Annotated in this window: 17 protein-coding genes; 11 read left to right on the forward strand and 6 right to left on the reverse strand. The window is 67.1% G+C overall.

Features of this window, described 5'->3' with window-relative positions:
* Positions 1 to 24 precede the first annotated feature (24 nt).
* Entirely contained in the window at positions 25 to 864 is an 840-nt protein-coding gene (locus tag HDC94_RS01355) for an HAD family hydrolase (RefSeq protein ID WP_179494181.1), read from the reverse strand.
* The gene (serS, locus tag HDC94_RS01360) at positions 861 to 2,123 is read right to left on the reverse strand and encodes a serine--tRNA ligase (protein WP_179494183.1); all 1,263 of its coding nucleotides are present in this window, start codon (positions 2,121 to 2,123) and stop codon (positions 861 to 863) included. Before serS ends, HDC94_RS01355 begins: the two co-directional genes overlap by 4 nt.
* A gap of 37 nt (positions 2,124 to 2,160) precedes the next feature.
* On the opposite strand from serS, the gene HDC94_RS14840 reads away from it, so the two are divergent.
* Positions 2,161 to 3,150, forward strand: a complete 990-nt coding sequence (locus tag HDC94_RS14840) for a diacylglycerol kinase family protein (RefSeq protein WP_179494185.1) — start codon at positions 2,161 to 2,163, stop codon at positions 3,148 to 3,150.
* 152 nt (positions 3,151 to 3,302) lie between these two features.
* Complete coding sequence (locus HDC94_RS01370) at positions 3,303 to 4,193, forward strand: endonuclease domain-containing protein (protein ID WP_179494187.1); 891 nt, start codon at positions 3,303 to 3,305, stop codon at positions 4,191 to 4,193.
* Positions 4,194 to 4,293: 100 nt separating this feature from the next.
* Here the strand turns inward: HDC94_RS01370 and pheA are convergent, their stop codons facing one another.
* Both pheA and HDC94_RS01380 read right to left on the reverse strand, forming a co-directional pair.
* Positions 4,294 to 5,244, reverse strand: a complete 951-nt coding sequence (gene pheA / locus HDC94_RS01375) for a prephenate dehydratase (RefSeq protein WP_179494189.1) — start codon at positions 5,242 to 5,244, stop codon at positions 4,294 to 4,296.
* Entirely contained in the window at positions 5,241 to 5,930 is a 690-nt protein-coding gene (locus HDC94_RS01380; protein WP_179494191.1) for a TetR/AcrR family transcriptional regulator, read from the reverse strand. The genes pheA and HDC94_RS01380 overlap by 4 nt, the downstream gene beginning before the upstream one ends.
* 43 nt (positions 5,931 to 5,973) lie before the next feature.
* Between HDC94_RS01380 and HDC94_RS01385 the strand changes: the two genes are divergently transcribed.
* Genes HDC94_RS01385 through pgm form a run of 3 tightly spaced genes read left to right on the forward strand, consistent with a single transcriptional unit; the run spans position 5,974 to position 8,724 of the window.
* Entirely contained in the window at positions 5,974 to 6,702 is a 729-nt protein-coding gene (locus HDC94_RS01385) for an SDR family oxidoreductase (protein WP_179494193.1), read from the forward strand.
* Complete coding sequence (locus HDC94_RS01390) at positions 6,702 to 7,025, forward strand: nuclear transport factor 2 family protein (protein ID WP_179494195.1); 324 nt, start codon at positions 6,702 to 6,704, stop codon at positions 7,023 to 7,025. Before HDC94_RS01385 ends, HDC94_RS01390 begins: the two co-directional genes overlap by 1 nt.
* Before the next feature lie 25 nt (positions 7,026 to 7,050).
* Positions 7,051 to 8,724, forward strand: a complete 1,674-nt coding sequence (gene pgm, locus HDC94_RS01395; protein ID WP_179494197.1) for a phosphoglucomutase (alpha-D-glucose-1,6-bisphosphate-dependent) — start codon at positions 7,051 to 7,053, stop codon at positions 8,722 to 8,724.
* Positions 8,725 to 8,871: 147 nt separating this feature from the next.
* Here pgm and HDC94_RS14485 read toward each other — a convergent pair whose 3' ends face one another.
* Entirely contained in the window at positions 8,872 to 9,699 is an 828-nt protein-coding gene (locus HDC94_RS14485; RefSeq protein WP_179494199.1) for a D-alanyl-D-alanine carboxypeptidase family protein, read from the reverse strand.
* Between the two features lie 40 nt (positions 9,700 to 9,739).
* On the reverse strand, positions 9,740 to 10,597 hold the full coding sequence (locus HDC94_RS01405) for an amidase domain-containing protein (RefSeq protein ID WP_179494201.1): 858 nt from the start codon (positions 10,595 to 10,597) through the stop codon (positions 9,740 to 9,742).
* Between the two features lie 169 nt (positions 10,598 to 10,766).
* On the opposite strand from HDC94_RS01405, the gene HDC94_RS01410 reads away from it, so the two are divergent.
* The 6 genes from HDC94_RS01410 (at position 10,767) to HDC94_RS01435 (ending at position 19,246) form a co-directional block, all read left to right on the forward strand.
* Entirely contained in the window at positions 10,767 to 12,512 is a 1,746-nt protein-coding gene (locus HDC94_RS01410; protein WP_179498758.1) for an MDR family MFS transporter, read from the forward strand.
* 201 nt (positions 12,513 to 12,713) lie between these two features.
* Positions 12,714 to 14,387: an MDR family MFS transporter gene (locus tag HDC94_RS01415; protein ID WP_179498760.1), complete on the forward strand. Its 1,674-nt coding sequence runs from the start codon at positions 12,714 to 12,716 to the stop codon at positions 14,385 to 14,387.
* A 182-nt stretch (positions 14,388 to 14,569) separates the two neighbouring features.
* The gene (locus HDC94_RS01420; RefSeq protein WP_374757258.1) at positions 14,570 to 15,829 is read left to right on the forward strand and encodes an extracellular solute-binding protein; all 1,260 of its coding nucleotides are present in this window, start codon (positions 14,570 to 14,572) and stop codon (positions 15,827 to 15,829) included.
* 80 nt (positions 15,830 to 15,909) lie between these two features.
* Entirely contained in the window at positions 15,910 to 16,890 is a 981-nt protein-coding gene (locus HDC94_RS01425; protein ID WP_179494205.1) for a carbohydrate ABC transporter permease, read from the forward strand.
* Entirely contained in the window at positions 16,887 to 17,798 is a 912-nt protein-coding gene (locus tag HDC94_RS01430) for a carbohydrate ABC transporter permease (protein WP_179494207.1), read from the forward strand. Before HDC94_RS01425 ends, HDC94_RS01430 begins: the two co-directional genes overlap by 4 nt.
* 2 nt (positions 17,799 to 17,800) lie before the next feature.
* Positions 17,801 to 19,246, forward strand: coding sequence for a GH1 family beta-glucosidase (locus HDC94_RS01435; protein ID WP_179494209.1), 1,446 nt, complete (start codon positions 17,801 to 17,803; stop codon positions 19,244 to 19,246).
* Positions 19,247 to 19,263 lie beyond the last annotated feature (17 nt).

The raw sequence follows: 19,263 nt of genomic DNA on the forward strand, positions 1-19,263 counted from the left end.
GCCGGAACACTACCTGCGCTGGCCTCAGCGAAGCTGGGAATCCTTCGCAAGACCGCCCAGCGCTGTCGCCACGCCGTCCTCGACATCCGTGCCCGTGACCTCGGTGGATGCCGCGACCACTTCGTCCGGCGCCTGCCCCATCGCCACCCCGCGCCCCTCTGCACCCGCCCACTCGAGCATGTCGATGTCGTTGCGTCCGTCGCCGACCGCGAGCACACGGGAGCGCGGGATATCGAGCAGCGCCCGCACGCGCTCGAGGGCGGTCGACTTGTTCACGCCGTCGGGTGCGATGTCGAGCCAGGCGGTCCAGCCGACGTTGTAGCTCACCTTGTGGAGGCCCATCCGCTCAACGACGGAGAGGAAGTCCTCGATGGCGTGACCGGGTGAGATCACCACGACGCGAGTCGCGAGGCCCGCGCCGAGCTGCTCGAACTCGACCGCCTCCGAGACCGCTCCGAGCGTGCCATCCGGGAACCAGCCCGTGTACTTGTAGTGCCCGTCCTCGTCCTCGACCGCGTAGTTGGCCGAGCCGAGGTTCTCGCGGATGGTGTCGAGCACCTCGCTCGGGTCGAACGACTCGACGTGGAAGCGCGAGTAGCCGAGCACGGCATCCGGGTCGCGGCGAAGGGTGATCGCGCCGTTGGAACAGACGACGTACTCCGGCTCGATGGCGAGGCGCTCGAGGATCGGCAGGGTCATCGCGACGGAGCGACCCGTAGCAAGTGTGACCTCGTGGCCGGCATCCCGCGCGGCTCGCACCGCTGATACGACGGCGTCGCTCAGGTGGCCGTTCTCGTGGAGCACGGTGCCGTCGATGTCGAGCGCGACGAGCCAGCGTCCGCCGTCGGGGGAGGACTGGTTCACGGCGTGAGAACCTCGAGGCCTCCGAGGTAGGGGCGCAGGGCATCCGGAACCACAACCGAACCATCGGCCTGCTGGTGCGTCTCGAGAATGGCGACGAGCCAGCGGGTCGTCGCGAGCGTTCCGTTGAGGGTCGCGACCGGAGCCGTCTTGCCCGACTCGGTGCGGTACCGGATGTCGAGGCGACGCGCCTGGTACGTGGTGCAGTTGCTTGTGCTCGTGAGCTCGCGGTAGGTGCCCTGGGTGGGAACCCACGCCTCGACGTCGAACTTGCGGGCAGCACTCGAGCCGAGGTCGCCCGCGGCAACGTCGATCACGCGGTAGCTGAGCCCGCACGCCTGCAGCATCGACTCCTGGAAGCTCAGCAGACGCTCGTGCTCGGTCTCGGCATCCTCCGGGAGCACGTAGCTGAACATCTCGAGCTTGTTGAACTGGTGCACACGAAGGATGCCGCGGTTGTCCTTGCCCGCAGAGCCAGCCTCGCGGCGGTAGCAGGTCGACCACCCGGCGTAGCGCAGGGGGCCGTCGCTCAGGTCGAGGATCTCGTCGGAGTGGTAACCGGCGAGCGCCACCTCGCTCGTGCCCGTGAGGTAGAGGTCGTCGTCCTTGTCGAGGTGGTAGACCTCGTCGGCGTGCTCACCCAGGAACCCGGTGCCCGCCATGATCTCCGGGCGCACGAGCGTCGGGGTGATGAGCGGCGTGAAGTCGTGCTTGAGGGCCGTATCGAGACCGAGGTTCATGAGCGCGATCTCGAGGCGCGCGCCTAGGCCCTTCAAGAAGTAGAAGCGACTGCCGGAGACCTTCACACCGCGGGCGATGTCGATCGCGTCGAGGAGCTCGCCGATCTCGGCGTGGTCCCGCGGCTCGAAGTCGAACTGCGCCGGGGTGCCGTGCTCACGCAGGAGCACCCAGTCATCCTCGCCGCCGGCCGGGACGCCGTCGATGGTGACGTTGCCGATCGAGCCCGCGAGCTTCGTGAACTCGAGTTCTGCATCCGTCGCCGCCTGCTGCGCGGCCTTCACGCGGGCGGCGAGCTCCTGGGCCTGCGCGACGAGCTCCTTCTTCTCCTCCTTAGGGGCCGCAGCCACCGTCTTGCCGAAGAGATTCTGCTCCGCGCGGAGGGTCTCGAATTCGTTGATCGACGCTCGTCGGGATGCATCGGCGGCCACCGCCTTGTCCACAAGGTCGACGGACGCGCCTCGTGAGGCCTGCGAACGGCGAACGGCATCCGGATTCTCGCGCAACAACTGGGGGTCGATCACCACCCCAGCCTACCCAGCGAGGCACTAGCGTTAGCACGTGACGAACCCCGGGAAACCAGATGCCAAGCCCATCGCTGCAGTCATCTACAACCCGATCAAGGTGGATGCCGAGAAGCTCAAGACCGCCGTCATCGACGCCGCGACAGCCGCAGGGTGGGGCAACACGCTGTGGTTCGAGACGACGGAAGAGGACACCGGCCAGGGTGTGACCGGTTCCGCGCTGCGCCGTGGTGCGTCCGTGGTGCTCGCAGCGGGTGGGGATGGCACGGTGCGAGCCGTCGCCGAGGCGCTGCGTGACACGGGCATCCCGCTCGTCATCGTCGCGTCCGGCACCGGCAACCTGCTGGCGCGCAACCTCGAGCTGCCGCTCACCGACATGGAGACTGCGGTGGCCGCCGCCTTCACGGGCAAGGACCGCGTCATCGATCTCGGCATCTCGGAGATCACGCGAGCGGACGGGTCGACGGAGGAGCACGCGTTTCTCGTGATGGCGGGCCTCGGCCTCGACGCCAAGATGATCAAGAACACCTCGACGAAGCTCAAGAAGGCCGTCGGCTGGCTCGCCTACATCGACGGCATCGCGCGGTCACTCCCCGAGCTCAAGCCGGTGCGCCTCACCTACTCGCTTGACGGCAAGCCCACTCGCACCATGAGCGTCCACACCATTCTCATCGGCAACTGCGGCGTGCTCCCCGGCGGACTGCTCCTCATGCCGGAGGCCAAACCAGACGACGGCATCCTCGACGTTGCTGCGCTGCGCCCGCGTGGCCCGTTCGGCTGGGCCCAGGTGTGGCGCAAGGTCGCGTGGGAGAACGGCGTGCTGCGAAAGTCCAAGGTCGGCCGCAAGATCATCGACCTCTCCGCCGACGTGAAGGATGTCGCGTACTTCACCACCCGCGACATGACGATGACCGTGGAGCACCCGCAGGAGTTCCAGCTCGACGGCGACGAGTTCGGCGAGGCCCTCACCGTGCACGTCTCGGTGGACCCGGGTGCCCTCACGGTGCGAGTGCCCGCGGGCTCCTAGCCCGGCGCCCCCCAGTGCTCCTTCCACCCCACTGACGCCGAGTGTTCCGATATGGCTGTCATTTGAGCTGAAATAGCAGCCATATCGGAACACTCGGCGTCTCTGTGGAGAGTTTCAGCAGGGGCACTCGCAGGTTCAGGCATGGTTTCGGGATGCACGAACCCCGGCCACTTCCCCCTGCGGTGGGTGGCATCTTCACGACGGGAGAGGGTTACCAGGCTGGCGCAACCCGGGGTCGATTGCGGTCCCGTGACCTGGATGTCTCAGTCCACGGCGTGCGGCGGTCAGCCATTGAGGATGCCACGTTCCTCGACCATTGCCGGATGCTTCTCCGGCGTGCGCCCGGGCACGCCTTCCTCAGCCACTCGACCGCCGCGCTCGTCTGGGGCGCGCCATTGCCGTGGACACTCGAAGCGGACCGTCGCATCCACATCGGCGTCCCGGCGCCGTCGGCGCGCTTGCACTCGCGCGGCGTTGTGGGGCATCAGATGCACATCGAGCCGTACGACGTCACGGAGTGGGGAGGCGTGCCCGTGACATCCCCGGCTCGCACGTGGTTCGACCTGGCGAGCATCCTCCGCCTCGACGACCTGGTAGCTGTCGGGGACTACCTCATCAATCGAGCCGCACCCTTCGTCGATCGGGTCGAGCTTGCTCGCCTCCTGGCGCGATCAGAGGGGCACCGGGGCATCCGCGCAGCCCGCGAAGCGCTCGGCTTGCTCAGCGAGCGGGCGGAATCACGGCCGGAGTCACGTTTGAGGGTGCTGCTCGTGACGTCGGGACTGCCCGCTCCGGAGATCAACCACCCCCTCGTCAACACGGAGACGGGGCGCCAGGTTCGGCCGGATTTCCTGTTCCGCGACCAGATGGTGATCCTCGAGTACCAGGGCGATTACCACCGCACGCGGTCACAGTGGCGCAAGGACATGACGCGTCGGGCGAGGCTGGAGGCTCAGGGCTGGAAGGTCATGGAGCTCAATGCGGACGACCTCCACGATCCCGCCGAGCTCCTGGCGCGCATCCGGGCGCTCTTCCGACGCTGAGTGTTCCGATATGGCTGCTATTTCAGCTCAAATGACAGCCATATCGGAACACTCGGCGGGGGGGGTGACACCAGAGCAAGGGTGGCAGGTGGCGCCCGTGCTAGTCCGGCTCGCCGGAGAGGAGGCCGCGCAGCCAGTCGCGGGCGTCGACGAAGGAGTCGTTGCCGTAGCGCGGCGACACGGTGATGGGCTGCTTGTCGGCACGCGGGTAGCTGCCCAAGAAGATCACGTTGGGTGAGAAGCGCTTCAGACCGAGCAGAGCGTCAGCGACGCGTTCGTCCAGGATGTGGCCGTCCAGGTCGATCACGAAGCGGTACCGTCCCAGCGCGTCACCGATGGGCCGCGACTCGAGGAGCGACATGTTGACGCCCCGGGTGGCGAACTGCTCGAGCATCTCGAGGAGGCGTCCGGCCGTGTCATCCGGCAGTTCCGCGATGATCGACGTCTTGTCGGAGCCCGTCGGCCTCGGCAGCGCGGTCGCGTCCGACACGAGCGAGACGAGAACGAAGCGCGTGACCGCGTTGGGGTTGTCGCCGATCCCCTCGGCGAGCACGGTGAGGTCGTGGTAGTCGGTGATTCCGGGGGGCGCGACCGCGGCATCCGCGAGCGAACCGTCGAGAAGGGATGCCGCGGCAGCCACATTCGACGTCGACGGAATGTGCCCGTGCCCCACCAAATTGGCCTCCAGCCACTTGTGGGTCTGGGAGTACGCGACCGGATGCGCGTTGACGACCTTCACATCGGCGAGGGTCGTGCCGTGCCGGGCGACGAGCACGAAGTTCACCGGCACGAGGTACTCGCCGATGATGCGCAGGCCGGGGATCGTCGCGAGCGCATCCTGGGTGGCACTGACTCCACCCTCGATGGAGTTCTCGATCGCGATCATGGCCGCGACGCTGCGCCCTGAGACCACATCGTCGAGGGCCTCGCCGACGTTGTTCACCGCGCGCCACGGCTTTCCGACCGCCTCGGGGACCTGCTTGAGTGCAGCCTCGGTGAAGGTACCAGCGGGGCCGAGGTAGGAGTAGGTCTCGTCGGCGGGCATGGTCATGAGTTTATGGCCAGCCTGCCGAGCCAGCTGTCTAGCAGCGCTCGTTCCGCGGGATCCAGATTCGTGGGCGGAGCGGCCGCGAGCGCCGCCTGGAGGGTGATGGCGGCGTGCCCGATTCCGTCGGCTGCGCGGTCCCGGTCGAGCACGAGCACGGAGGCGAAGACCGTCTCACGGGCGAGTGGGCTCAGCGTCGCGGCATCCAGCGCGGGCTGACGGATCAGTTGGAGCGTGAGACCCACGTTGGCGGCGAGGATGATCTCCGCGGCGGCGGCGACCGGCATGAGGAGGAGGCCCGCTGCCGCGGCTGCATCGAGTTTCTCGGCGAGCAGGTCACGCGCTTCCGCTGCCGGCCCCGGGAGTACACCGGGTCGCACCTGCCCGAACATGAGGGCGTAGTGCGATGGGTGCGTGATCCCCCATTCGGTGTGACCGTCCCATCCGCGCCGGAGGTCCGTGATGGGATCGCCCGTCGACTCGAGGGCGCGCTTCGAGTCGAGGTAGTCCCCGAAACCCTGGCCGATGACGGCGTCGAGCAGGCCCGCCCGGTCACCGAAGTAGTGATACAGCGTCGGGGCGGTGACTCCCGCGGCCTCACAGATCGCCCGGGTGGACACGTCCGGCCCACGCTCGGCGAGCAAGCGTGCCGCTTCGGCGAGGAGCGTCTCCCGCTTGCCAAGCTTTTCCATGGTGCTATATTAGCTCGTATAACAGCGCTATAGAAAGGCCGTCATGAGTACACGAGTTGCCATCGTCACGGGAGGATCACGCGGGATCGGTCGAGCCGTCGCCCAGAGACTCGCCGCGGACGGATGCCGCGTGGTGGTCGCCTACGCGAGCAACGACGCCGAGGCATCCGCCACTGTGGAATCGATCGCCGCGGCAGGGGGTGAAGCGATCGCCGTCCGCACGGACGTCGCCGACGAGGGCGCAGTCGATGAACTCTTCGCCACGGCATCCGACCGGTTCGGTGGCGTGGACGTCGTCGTCAATGCCGCCGGTGTCATGAAGCTCTCCCCGATCGCCGACCTCGACCTCGACGACTTCGATCGGATGGTTCGCACCAACCTGCGCGGCACCGTCGTCGTGTCCCGTGCCGCTGCACGACACGTTCGCGCCGGAGGGGCCATCCTCAACTTCTCCACGAGCATCACCCGCACCTCCCTGGCCGCCTACGGCGCGTACGCGGCGACCAAGGCGGCCGTCGAAGCCCTCGGCCTCATCCTCGCCAGGGAACTCGCGGGCCGCGACATCACCGTGAACACGATCGCCCCCGGACCCACGGCGACGGAACTCTTCCTCACCGGCAAGGACAACGCGCTCATCGAGAGGCTGGCCGCAGCGAACCCCATGAACCGGCTGGGAAAGCCGGAGGACATCGCCGAGGTCGTCTCCGCGCTGGCGGGTGACGCACGATGGATCAACGGACAAGTGATCTTCGCCAACGGAGGTATGGCCTGATGACCGAACTCGCAGCACCCATCGCACGCATGATCGCCGCGACCAATGCCGGCGACACCGAGGCGTTCCTCGACTGCTTCACCGACGACGCGTACCTCGAGGACTGGGGCCGCGGTTTCCATGGGCGGGAGGGCCTCGCATCGTGGAACCGCACCGACAACATCGGCAAGAACGCGCACTTCGAGACCCTCGGCGTCACGGGCGACGAAAGGCACCAGGTGGTCACCATCGTCGTCACCGGCGGCGGTTACAACGGCACGGGCCCGATCGAGTTCGAGGTGCGAGATGACCGCATTTCGCGCCTCATCATCGCTGCCGAGTAGCTCTCCACCTGCCAGACTGGTCGGCATGAACGATCGCGCAGGGCAGCCGGCCGCAGCATCCGACCTCATCAACGTGCACGAGCTCGTGCAGGCCTACTTCGACAGGGTTCCGGATGTCACGATCCCGGAGCAGCGCGTCGTCTTCGGCACGAGCGGCCACCGTGGCTCGTCCCTCGATACGGCCTTCAACGAAACCCACATCGCGGCCATCACCCAGGCGATCGTCGAGTACCGGGCGAGCCAGGGCATCACGGGCCCGCTGTTCATCGGCAGCGACACCCACGGGTTGTCGCGCCCCGCGCAGACGACGGCCCTCGAGGTGCTCGGTGCCAATGGCGTGCGTGCGCTCGTGGACGAGTTCGACGACTACGTGCCGACCCCCGCGCTGAGCCACGCGATCATCGCGTACAACGCCGACCCTTCAAGAGCCTCAGGGGTTTCGACAGGCTCAACCAGCAGTGCGCAAGCCGACGGCATCGTCATCACACCGAGCCACAACCCGCCGCGTGACGGCGGCTTCAAGTACAACCCCCCGCACGGCGGCCCAGCCGACAGTGACGCGACCGGCTGGATCGCCAACCGGGCGAACGAGATCATCGAGGCCGGCAGCGTCGACGTGAAGCGCGCAGAACCGTCGCAGGTCGAGACCTACGACTTCCGTGGCGCGTACGTCGATGACCTCGCGAACATCATCGACATGGACGCGATCGCGAAGGCCGGCCTCCGCATCGGCGCAGACCCGCTGGGCGGCGCGAGCGTCAACTACTGGGCCCTGATCGCCGAGAAGTACCAGCTGGACGGCAAGGACGGCCGCAGCAGCCTCACCGTCGTCAACCCGCTCGTCGACCCCGCGTGGGCGTTCATGACCCTCGACTGGGACGGCAAGATCCGCATGGACCCGTCGTCGCGGAGCGCGATGGCCTCGGTCGTCGCGCAGGCCGGGGACTTCGACATCCTCACGGGCAACGACGCCGACGCCGACCGTCACGGCATCGTCACCCCCGACGGTGGCCTCATGAACCCCAACCACTTCCTCGCGGTCGCGATCCAGTACCTCTACACGCATCGCCCCGGCTGGCGCGCGGATGCGGCGATCGGCAAGACGCTCGTGTCGAGCTCGATGATCGACCGGGTCGCGGCATCCCTCGGTCGCACGCTGTGGGAGGTGCCCGTCGGATTCAAGTGGTTCGTTCCGGGCCTCGTCGACGGCAGCGTCGGGTTCGGTGGCGAGGAGAGTGCGGGCGCGAGCTTCCTGCGCATGGATGGTACGGCCTGGACGACCGACAAGGACGGCATCCTGCTCGCCCTGCTCGCGAGCGAGATCCGCGCGGTGACAGGCAAGTCGCCGTCGCAGCTCTACGCGGAACTCGTCGAGCAGTTCGGCGACCCCGCCTACGAGCGCATCGACGCCGCGGCATCCAAGGAGCAGAAGGCGCGCCTCGGCAAGCTGAGTGGGGATGCCATCACCGCGACCGAGCTCGCCGGCGAGGCGATCACGGCCAAGCTCTCGCACGCGCCGGGTAATGGTGCAGCGATCGGCGGCCTGAAAGTCACAACCGAGAACGCCTGGTTCGCGGCCCGCCCGAGCGGCACGGAGGACGTCTACAAGATCTACGCGGAGTCGTTCCTCGGCTGGGATCACCTGCGCCAGGTGCAGGCGGAGGCCAAGGCCATCGTGGACGCGGCGCTCCAGGGCTGAGTTTCACGCTGGTTGAGGAGCGACCGCAGGTCGCGTCTCGAAACCGAGCCAACGTGGAGCGTCGGTGGGGTTTCGAGACGGCCGCTTCGCGACCCCCTCAACCAGCGGATGCCGTTCACGCTTCGCGACCTCCTCAACCAGCGGATGCTAGTACGTCGGCGCCGGGGGCAGCCCGAAGAACTCCTCCATCGTCTTCACGCCGGTCGTGTACATCTCGGTGGCGAGCTCCACACCCACGTAGCGCAGGTGGTACGGCTCGTACTCGTAGCCGGTGATGGGCGTCATGCCGTCCTGGTAGCGCACGATGAACCCGAAACGGTGCGCGTTCTCCGCGACCCACGCGGCGTGGGGGGTGTCGCCCCAGCACGGCTCGAGGGCGCAGCCCTGGTCGGGGAGCGCGTTGACGTCGATCGCGAGGCCGGTCTGGTGCTCGCTGTGTCCGGGGCGCGCGCTCGTGAGGTCCGCCGCCTCCTGGCCGAGTCTGGAGACCCACCCGGCGTACACGCCCTCCTGCACGCTGTAGCTGCGGTACGCACTCTGCGCCTGCAGCTCGAGGCCGGTCTCGGCGGTGATCGCGGCGAACATCTGGACCGCCGCATCCGCTGCCGCCTGTCGCAGATACGGCTCGTTCACGTACGGAACAGGCACGGGCACGATGTCCGGCGCCTCGTAGTCGATCACGGTGAGCGGGCGCTGCTTGTTGACGACGACCCAGTAGCTTGCGGGATCGTCGATCGACTGTGCGGACTTGTCGAAGCCCTCGGGGGTCGGCGTCGGGGTTGGGGTGGGCGTCGGCGTGGGAGTAGGAGTCGGCGTGGGGCTGGGCGTCGGCGCGGGCGGCGGTGCGGGCTGCAGCGCCACTACCGCGACCACGATCGCGATGATGGCGACGGCACCCGCGATGCTCGCCACAAGAATCGTTCGACGACGGCGAACCTGTCGCGACGGGCGATTGCGCGGGCGGAGTTCAGACACGCGTCGATCCTAGGCCGGGCCGCCCGGAGCGCAGAGAGCACTACGCGATGCTCCAGATGTAGACCTGGGTCGAGTCGGTGCCCTGCTGGTCGAACGCCTCGTCGACCGAGCGGTACGTCGAGTTGACGTTGTGCCCCACCATCTCGATGCCCGCGTCGTCACTGATGCGCGAGATCACCTGCGAATGGTCGAGCGATCCGTCACCGTCCCAATCGAAGACGATGACGTCGCCGACCTTGGCCCGATCGCGTTCGGAGTAGTCCAGCCTCACGGCGCCGTACTCGGGATGCTCAGCCAACCACTCGTCGAACGACGGCACGTGCACGAACGGGTCGGCCCACTCCTGCTGCGCGTCGTTGAACCACTCTGCCTGCGGCACCCAGCCGCGGGCAACGAGCGTCTGGCTCACGAAGTTCATGCAGTCCCCGCCCCACTCGTTGAAGTTGCCGAAGTAGGCGGTGTTGTAGTCGTCCCAGTGGCGGAAGGCGTACTCGAGCTGCCGGTCGACGGCGGTCGTGGTGACGTAGGTCCACTCGAGATCGGATGCCACCGCGGCATCCCCCGCGAAGACCTCCACCTCGACGGTGCCCGCCTCGTAGTCGGCGGCGTTGGGAACCCGGAGGGTGATCGAGCCGTTCACGACGCGGTCCAGGTCGGCAGCCACACCATCGATCTCGACGGATGTCACGGCCGTGAGCCCACTCCCTGTGATCGTCACCGTCTCCCCGCCGACCAGCGCGCCCTGCGTCGGTTCGAGTGCAGCAACGACGGGGGGCGCGGTCGCAGCAACGGCGCGCGGCGCGCGGTCCGGAGGTGTGATGAGCGCGTTGGCGGCGAGCAGCCCCGCAATGGCGGCAGCGGCGTACGCGGAGGGGAGGAGGGGCGCGAGAACCTGCATCCCCCCTCACGCTACGGCGTCACCCTACGGACACGCTGTGGACGTTTACATGTTGCCTGCGCAGGGTGTAAGTTTGCAGTCTACGCAATCTTTCAGGAGTACATCTATGTCCAGCACCACCTCGCGCGGCAAGCAGCAGGCCCAGGCCATCGCTGATGCCGGCGGCGTCATGACCCACCGGCAGATCCTGCTGGTGATCGCCGGGCTCATGGCCGGCATGTTCCTCTCGTCGCTCGACCAGACGATCGTCGGAACCTCCATGCGCACCATCGCCGACGACCTCGACGGCCTGAGCCTCCAGGCCTGGGTCACGACCGCGTACCTCATCACCTCGACCATCGCCACGCCCATCTACGGCAAGCTCAGCGACATCTTCGGCCGCCGGCCGCTCTTCATCATCGCGATCGTGATCTTCCTCGTCGGATCCATCGCGGCGGGCTTCGCTGGATCGATGTACCAGCTCGCGATCTTCCGTGCGCTGCAGGGGCTCGGTGCTGGCGGACTGCTCGCACTTCCGCTCGCGATCATGGGTGACATCCTCGCCCCGCGCGAGCGCGCGAAGTACCAGGGCTACTTCCTCGCCGTCTTCGGCATCTCGAGCGTCGTCGGCCCGCTCATCGGCGGCCTGCTCTCCGGAACGCCCGAGATCCTGTTCGTCACGGGATGGCGCTGGGTCTTCCTGATCAACCTGCCGATCGGCATCATCGCCCTCGCCGTCGTCACGCGGTTCCTGCACATCCCGCACACCCGCCGCAAAGTTCGGATCGACTGGTGGGGTGCCGCCACCGTCGTGCTCGCGCTCGTTCCGCTGCTGCTCGTGGCCGAGCAGGGTCGCGAGTGGGGCTGGGACTCGATCGGTGCCTTCGTCTGCTACGGCCTCGGCGCGATCGGTATCGCCGCGTTCATCCTCAGCGAGAAGCTCATGGGCGACGACGCGCTCATCCCGCTCAAGCTCTTCAAGAACGCGACCTTCTCGATGGCGACCGTGCTCGGTGTGCTCGTCGGCTTCGGCATGTTCGGCGCGATGATGACCATCCCGCTCTACTACCAGCTCGTCTCCGGGGCGACCCCGACCGAGAGCGGCTTCCTCATGCTCCCGATGATCCTCGGCCTCATGATCTCCTCGATCGTGAGCGGCCAGATCATCTCGCGCACGGGCAAGTACGCGATCTTCCCCAAGACGGGCACGGCCCTCATGGTCGTCGGATTCTTCTGGCTCACCTTCCTCACGGTCGACAAGCCCGTGATCTGGATGATGATCGGAACCTTCTTCATCGGTCTCGGCCTCGGCCAGCTCATGCAGACGCTTACGATCGCGTCGCAGAACTCGGTCGGCCCACGCGACATCGGCGTGGCCACGAGCTCGTCGACGTTCTTCCGCCAGATCGGTGGAACGCTGGGTGTCGCGGTGCTGTTCTCGGTGCTCTTCACGCGCATCCCGGAGACGATCGCCGCGGCCTTTGCGAGCGCGGGCGTCAAGAAGGATCTCGCCGCGGCCCTCGCCGACCCGAACGTCGTCGCGGACCCCGCTAACAAGGGCATCCTCGATCTGCTGCAGCAGGGTCAGAACGGCGGCTCGCTCGGTGACTCGCTCAACGGGGACACGTCGTTCCTGAACGGGGCAGACCCGCGCCTGTCCGCCCCGTTCCTCGACGGCTTCAACAACGCGACGGTGACCGTGTACTGGGTTGCCCTCGCGGTCGTCGCCGTGGCCTTCATCCTGTCGTGGTTCCTCCGCCCCGCACCGCTTCGCCAGAAGTCGGCACTGCAAGAGGCTGCCGACGACGAGGCCGCCGTCCAGGCCGATCTCGCCGCCGCATCGACCGCCTCGCTCATCGCTCCGGTGGCCGCCGAGACGTCTGAAGCGGCGGGCGGTACGACCACCGCGACGGACTCGGCGGACTCGAAGCCGTAACCCGCCCGGAACGGGGTACCTTGGCACGACAACGACGTACCAGGGAGCAAGCCGATGTCCAAGAGTTCTCAACGTAAGCAGCGCGCGTTGCGGCGGGGCGAGGGCAGCACCACGACGACCGAAAGGCGCGTGGATGCCACCCCCGCCGCCGCGCGCACAGCCGACGTGACGGGGGCTGCCGTGGCATCCGCGGCCCCCCTCATGACGCGCCGCCAGATCCTCCTCGTGATCGCGGGACTCATGGCCGGCGTGTTCCTGTCGTCCCTCGACCAGACGATCGTGAGCACGTCGATGCGCACGATCGCCGACGACCTCGACGGGCTGAGCCTGCAGGCCTGGGTCGCCACCGCGTACCTCATCACGTCGACGATCAGCACGCCGATCTACGGCAAGCTCAGCGACATCTTCGGTCGGCGCCTGCCGCTCATCTCCGCCATCCTGGTGTTCCTCGTCGGGTCGATCCTCGCGGGATTCGCTGGCTCGATGTACGACCTCGCGATCTTCCGCGCCATCCAGGGGCTCGGAGCGGGAGGCCTCATCGCGCTGCCGCTGGCGATCATGGGTGACCTGCTGCCGCCCCGTGAGCGCGCGAAGGCGCAGGGCTACTTCCTCGCCGTCTTCGGCCTCTCGAGCGTCGCGGGGCCGCTCCTCGGCGGCCTGTTCGCCGGCACGCCCGAGATCCTGGGTGTTGACGGCTGGCGCTGGGTGTTCCTGCTCAACCTGCCCGTGGGGCTCGTGGCTCTCGGGCTCGTGCTGCGGTTCCTTCACCTGCCCAAGACGCGGCGGCGCGTGCGCATCGACTGGCTGGGGGCCACCGCGGTCATCGTCGCCCTCGTCCCGCTCCTGCTGATCGCGGAGTCCGGTCGCGACTGGGGCTGGGCGTCCCCCGCCGCTCTCGCCTGCTACGCGCTCGGTGTTGTGGGCATCATCGCCTTCATCCTCATCGAGAAGCGCATGGGCGACGACGCTCTCATCCCTCTGGGGCTGTTCCGCAACGACACCTTCAGGATGGCGACCATCCTCGGTGTCTTCGTCGGCTTCGGCATGTTCGGGTCGATGCTCACCGCCCCGCTGTACCTCCAGATCGTCAACGGCTCGAACCCCGTGGTGAGCGGCCTGCAGATGCTGCCGATGCTCATCGGCCTCATGACCGCCTCGATCGTCACCGGGCAGATTATCGGCCGCACGGGTCGCTACGGCATCTTCTTCCGGACGGGCACCGCCTCCCTCGCTCTCGGGTTCCTCTGGCTGACCTTCCTCACGGCAGACAAACCGGCGGCGTGGATGATGGTCGGCACGTTCATCATCGGCCTGGGTCTCGGCCAGCTCCTGCAGACCCTCACGATCGCGTCGCAGAACTCGGTGCGCGCCAGGGACCTCGGTGTTGCGACGAGTTCCTCGACCTTCTTCCGCTCCCTCGGCGGCACGCTCGGCGTCTCGGTGATGTTCTCGATCCTGTTCACCAGGTTGCCCGGGGCGATCGAGGCGTTCGCCGACCAGCCGGCCAACAAGCGTGCCCTCCTGAACGCCCTGTCGGAGGGTCAGGTGCGCACCAACCAGGCCAACGAGGCGATCATCGACATCCTCTCGGCCGGGGCGGACAGCAAGGCGGCCGAGGACGCCTTCGACAGCAGTTCGACGTTCCTCACCTACGCCGACGAGCGCCTCACCCTGCCCTTCCGTGAGGGCTTCAACGACGCCGCCGTGACGATGTACCTGGTCGGTCTCGGGGTCATGATCGTCGCCTTCGTGATCAGTTTCTTCATCAGGACGGCACCCCTCCGGGACAAGTCGGCGCTCGAGGAAGCTGCGGACGAGGCATCCGAAACGCCCGAAACCGGGGTTGTCGCGGAAGAAATTTCCGAGCGAATCTGAGAGCGCTCTGCCCCGGATTCCCGGGGTTGTTCCGGATGGCAAGCGCTTGCGCTCGTGGGAGCGCTCTCACCCAGTAGTTGACAGGGTTTGAGACCCGTGCATAGTCTTGGCCGAAATCTCGTGGGAGCGCTCCCACGATGGTCCATCGTTGCACCCAACCCTTCAACCACGCACACAAAGGAGTGACCGTGAGAACCTCACGACGCACCGTGGCAGCAGCAGTCGCTGGCGCCGCAACCATCGCCCTCTTGGCAACCGGATGTGCCCCCAGCGGTGACGACTCCGCTGGCGGAACGACCGAACTGACCCTCGCGACCTTCAACGACTTCGGGTACACCGACGAGTTGCTGGCCGAGTTCACGGCGGAGACCGGAATCACGGTCATCCACAACAAGGCAGCGACGTCGAACGACGCTCGTGCCAACTACTTCCAGAAGCTCGGCAAGTCGGGCCTCGCCGACGTCGAGGCAGTCGAGATCGACTGGTTCACCGAGGCCATGCAGTACTCCGACCTGCTCGCCCCCGTGCCGGACGACCTCAAGGGCCGCTGGCTCGACTGGAAGGAAGCCGCCGCGACCGACGCCGACGGCAACCTGATCGCCTACGGCACCGACATCGGCCCGCAGGGCATCTGCTACCGCGGTGACCTGTTCGAGGCGGCAGGCCTGCCGAGCGACCGCGAGGCCGTCGCAGACCTCTTCCCGACCTGGGACGCCTTCTTCGAGGTCGGCGCGCAGTACACCGCGGCGACCGGTAAGCCGTTCATCGACTCCGCCAACTCCGTGCTCCAGGGCATCGTGAACCAGCTCGAGTTCGCCTACGAGGAGCCGGACGGCACGATCATCGCCACCGAGAACCCCGACATCAAGGACGCGTACACCACCGTCGTGGAGAAGGCGATTCCGATCTCGGCCTTCCCCGCCCAGTGGAGCGAGGACTGGAACGCCTCGATGGCCAACGGCGAGTTCGCCGCCATGCTGTGCCCCGGCTGGATGCAGGGCATCATCTCGGGCAACGCACCCGACGTCACCGGCTGGGACATCGCCAACGCCTTCCCCGGCGGCGGCGGCAACTGGGGTGGTTCGTACCTGACCGTCCCCGCCAACGGCGCCAACGTCGAGGCAGCACAGCAGCTCGCTGACTGGCTCACCTCGCCCGAGACGCAGATCAAGGCGTTCCTGAACGCCGGTACGTTCCCGAGCCAGCCCGACGCCTACACGGATGCCGCGCTCACCGGGTTCACCAACGAGTACTTCAACGACGCCCCCACCGGCGAGATCGGCATCGACCGCGCCGAGGCCGTGACCGTGTCGACCTTCAAGGGACCGAAGTACTTCCAGTTCCACGATGCACTCCAGAACGCGGTCACGCGTGTCTTCGACGGCCTCGAGTCGCCGGAGCAGTCCTGGGACACGTGGGTGACTGAGGTTTCGGCCTTCTAGTTCCCATCCCCCAGGGGGTGCGGGCGGCTGTCCCCGCTGCCCGCACCCCCTTCGTCCCCTCGCATCGACAGGAATCCCTTGTGACTACCACCCAGCCGAGAGTCATCTCGTTCTCCCAGCGCCTCAGCAAGTGGGACCTGAAGTTCTCGCCGTACCTCTACATCTCCCCCTTCTTCATCCTCTTCGCCATCGTCGGCGTCTTCCCGATCATCTTCACCGCGGTCATCTCCTTCATGGACTGGGACCTCGTGCGCAACTCCGGCACGTTCGTCGGCTTCGACCAGTACATCTGGATCCTCGAGCAGCCCCACTTCTGGACCGCCCTGCGCAACACGTTCAGCATCTTCCTGCTGTCGACGGTTCCCCAGCTCGTGCTCGCGATCTTCATCGCCACGATGCTCGACCGCCACATCCGCGCGAAGACCTTCTGGCGCATGAGCACACTGCTCCCGTACGTGGTGGCCCCTGTCGCCGTCGGCCTCATCTTCACCGTGATCTTCGCCGACAAGTTCGGCATCGTGAACACCAACCTCGAAGCGATCGGCCTCGAGCCGATCCCGTGGCACACCGACCCGTTCTGGAGCCACGTCGCGATCGCCACGATGGTCAACTACCGCTGGACGGGCTACAACGCCCTCATCCTGCTGGCCGCGATGCAGGCCATCAACCGCGACTACTACGAGGCCGCCGCCATCGATGGCGCAGGCGCCTTCCGCCAGTTCTGGAGCATCACGCTCCCGTCCCTCCGTCCGACCCTGATCTTCGTCGTGATCACCTCCACGATCGGAGGCCTGCAGATCTTCGACGAACCCCGCGTCTTCGACCAGTTCGGTCGAGGTGGCGCCGCCCAGCAGTGGTTGACGATCTCCCTCTACCTCTACGACATCGGCTGGGGCCAGTGGAACTTCGGCAGGGCCGCCGCCATGGCCTGGATCCTCTTCCTCATCATCGTCACCATCGGACTCATCAACCTCGCCGTCACCCGCACGCTGCTGCGCACCGAGGGCACACGGTCCGGCGATGAGAAGCCCAAGCGCAGAAAGAAGGTGGGTGCACGATGAGCATCGGTACCAACCCCCCGCTCGCGATCGTCGAGGAGGGCATCCCGAACGCCCGCGCTCGCAAGCGCGGCGCCCGTGCGATCCGCATCCGCGGCTCGCGGCCGAGCCTGTGGGTGTACATCGCCCTCGGCGTGGTGTTCGTGGCATCCGCGTTCCCCTTCTACTTCTCGTTCCTGATCGGCTCTGGGGATGCCTCGACCCTGCGTGACCCCGGATTCTTCCCGGCGGGCAACTTCATCGCCAACGCCATCAAGGTCATGAGCGACCCCGCGGTGAACTTCTGGGCAGCGCTCTGGAACAGCATCTACAGCTCGGTACTCATCGCGGTGGCCGTCGTCATCTCGTCGACGCTCGCGGGCTGGGCGTTCGCCAAGCTCAAGTTCGCCGGCGGCAGCGCGCTCCTGGTTTTCGTGGTCGCCACGATGGCCGTGCCCCTGCAGCTCGGTGTCGTTCCGCTCTACATCCTCTTCGCGGAGCTCGGCTGGACGGGACAGATCGGTGCGATCATCATCCCGGCGCTCACGAGTGCCTTCGGGGTGTTCTGGATGACGCAGTACCTCCGCCAGGCCGTGCCCGACGAACTCATCGAAGCCGCCCGTGTGGACGGTGCGACCATGATCCGCACGTTCTGGACCGTCGGTGTCGTCGCCGCTCGGCCCGCGGCCGCCATGCTGTTCCTCTTCACCTTCGTGACCGCGTGGAACAACTTCTTCTGGCCGTTCATCGTGCTCGACCGGCAGAATCCGACGCTCCCCGTCGCGCTCTCGCTGCTGCAGTCGAACTACTTCGTCGACTACTCGATCGTGCTCGCCGGTGTTATTCTCGCCACCATCCCCCTGCTTCTGCTCTTCGTGTTCGCCGGTAAGCAGCTCGTCAGCGGAATCATGGCAGGAGCGGTGAAGGGCTGACGATGACTGCACTTGACCAGGGGCAGGTCGCCCCGCACTTCGCGCGCGAGCGCGCATTCCCCACCGACTTCCTCTTCGGTGCCGCCACCGCGGCCTACCAGATCGAGGGGGCCGCCCACGAGGACGGCCGCACCGATTCGATCTGGGACGCCTTCTGCCGGGTGCCCGGCGCGGTCGTCGGCATGGACAACGGGGATGTCGCGTGCGATCACTACCACCGCTACCGCGACGACGTTCAGCTCATGTCCGACCTGGGGCTCCAGGCGTACCGCTTCTCCACGTCGTGGTCGCGAGTCTGCCCCGACGGCGGACCCGTGAACGCGGCGGGCATCGACTTCTACTCACGGCTGGTCGATGAGCTCCTGGAACGTGGCATCCGGCCCTGGCTCACGCTCTATCACTGGGACATGCCGCAGGCCCTCGAGGAGAAGGGCGGCTGGCCGAACCGCGACACGGCCTACCGGTTCCTCGACTACTCGCTCGCCGTTCACGACGCGCTCGGCGACCGGGTGACCAACTGGACCACCCTCAACGAGCCGTGGTGCGCGTCGTTCCTCAGCTACATCGGTGGCGAGCACGCGCCGGGTCGCCAGGAGCCGACCGCCGGTCTCGCCGCCGGCCATCACCTGCTGCTCGCGCACGGGCTCGTGACCGAGGAGCTGCGCAGGCGGGATCCCGATCTCAAGCTCGGCATCACCCTCAACCTCACGGTGGCCGACCCGGTGGATGCCACGGACCCGGCCGACCTCGACGCGGCCCGACGTATCGACGGGCAGTTCAACCGGTTCTTCCTCGACCCCATCTTCCGCGGTGAGTACCCCGAGGACCTGCTCGTGGACATCGCGCACCTGGGCTTCGAGCAGTTCGTGAAGCCGGGGGACCTCGCGACCATCGCCGCGCCGATCGACCTTCTGGGCATCAACTACTACCACGGTGAACTCGTGGGAGGACATGCGCCGGCTGGTGCGACCATGAGCACGCAGGCACCCAGCGAGCGACCGAAGCGATCGCCGTTCCCGGCAGCGGACGGCGTGCACTGGCACCTCCGCGACCTGCCGCTGACGGCGATGCAGTGGGAGGTGCAGCCCGAGGGACTCACGCGCCTGCTCAAGCGCGTCCACGAGGAGTACGCGGGGCCGGCTGGCGTGTCCCTGGCCGTCACCGAGAACGGTTCGGCCTACGACGACACCGTGGCGGGCGACGGTTCCGTGCATGACGCGGATCGGGTGGCGTTCCTCGAGGCCCACCTGGGTGCCATCCTCGACGCCATCGACGACGGTGTGCCCGTGCAGGGGTACTTCTACTGGTCTCTCATGGACAACTTCGAGTGGGCGTGGGGCTACGACAAGCGGTTTGGCATCGTGCGGGTCGACTACGACACGCTCGAGCGCACCCCGAAGGACAGCGCGCTCGCGTACCGCAGCATCATCGCTGACCGATCGCTGTAACGCGACTGGCTAGACTC

Source organism: Leifsonia sp. AK011 (genome assembly GCF_013410945.1).
Lineage (GTDB): Bacteria > Actinomycetota > Actinomycetes > Actinomycetales > Microbacteriaceae > Rhodoglobus.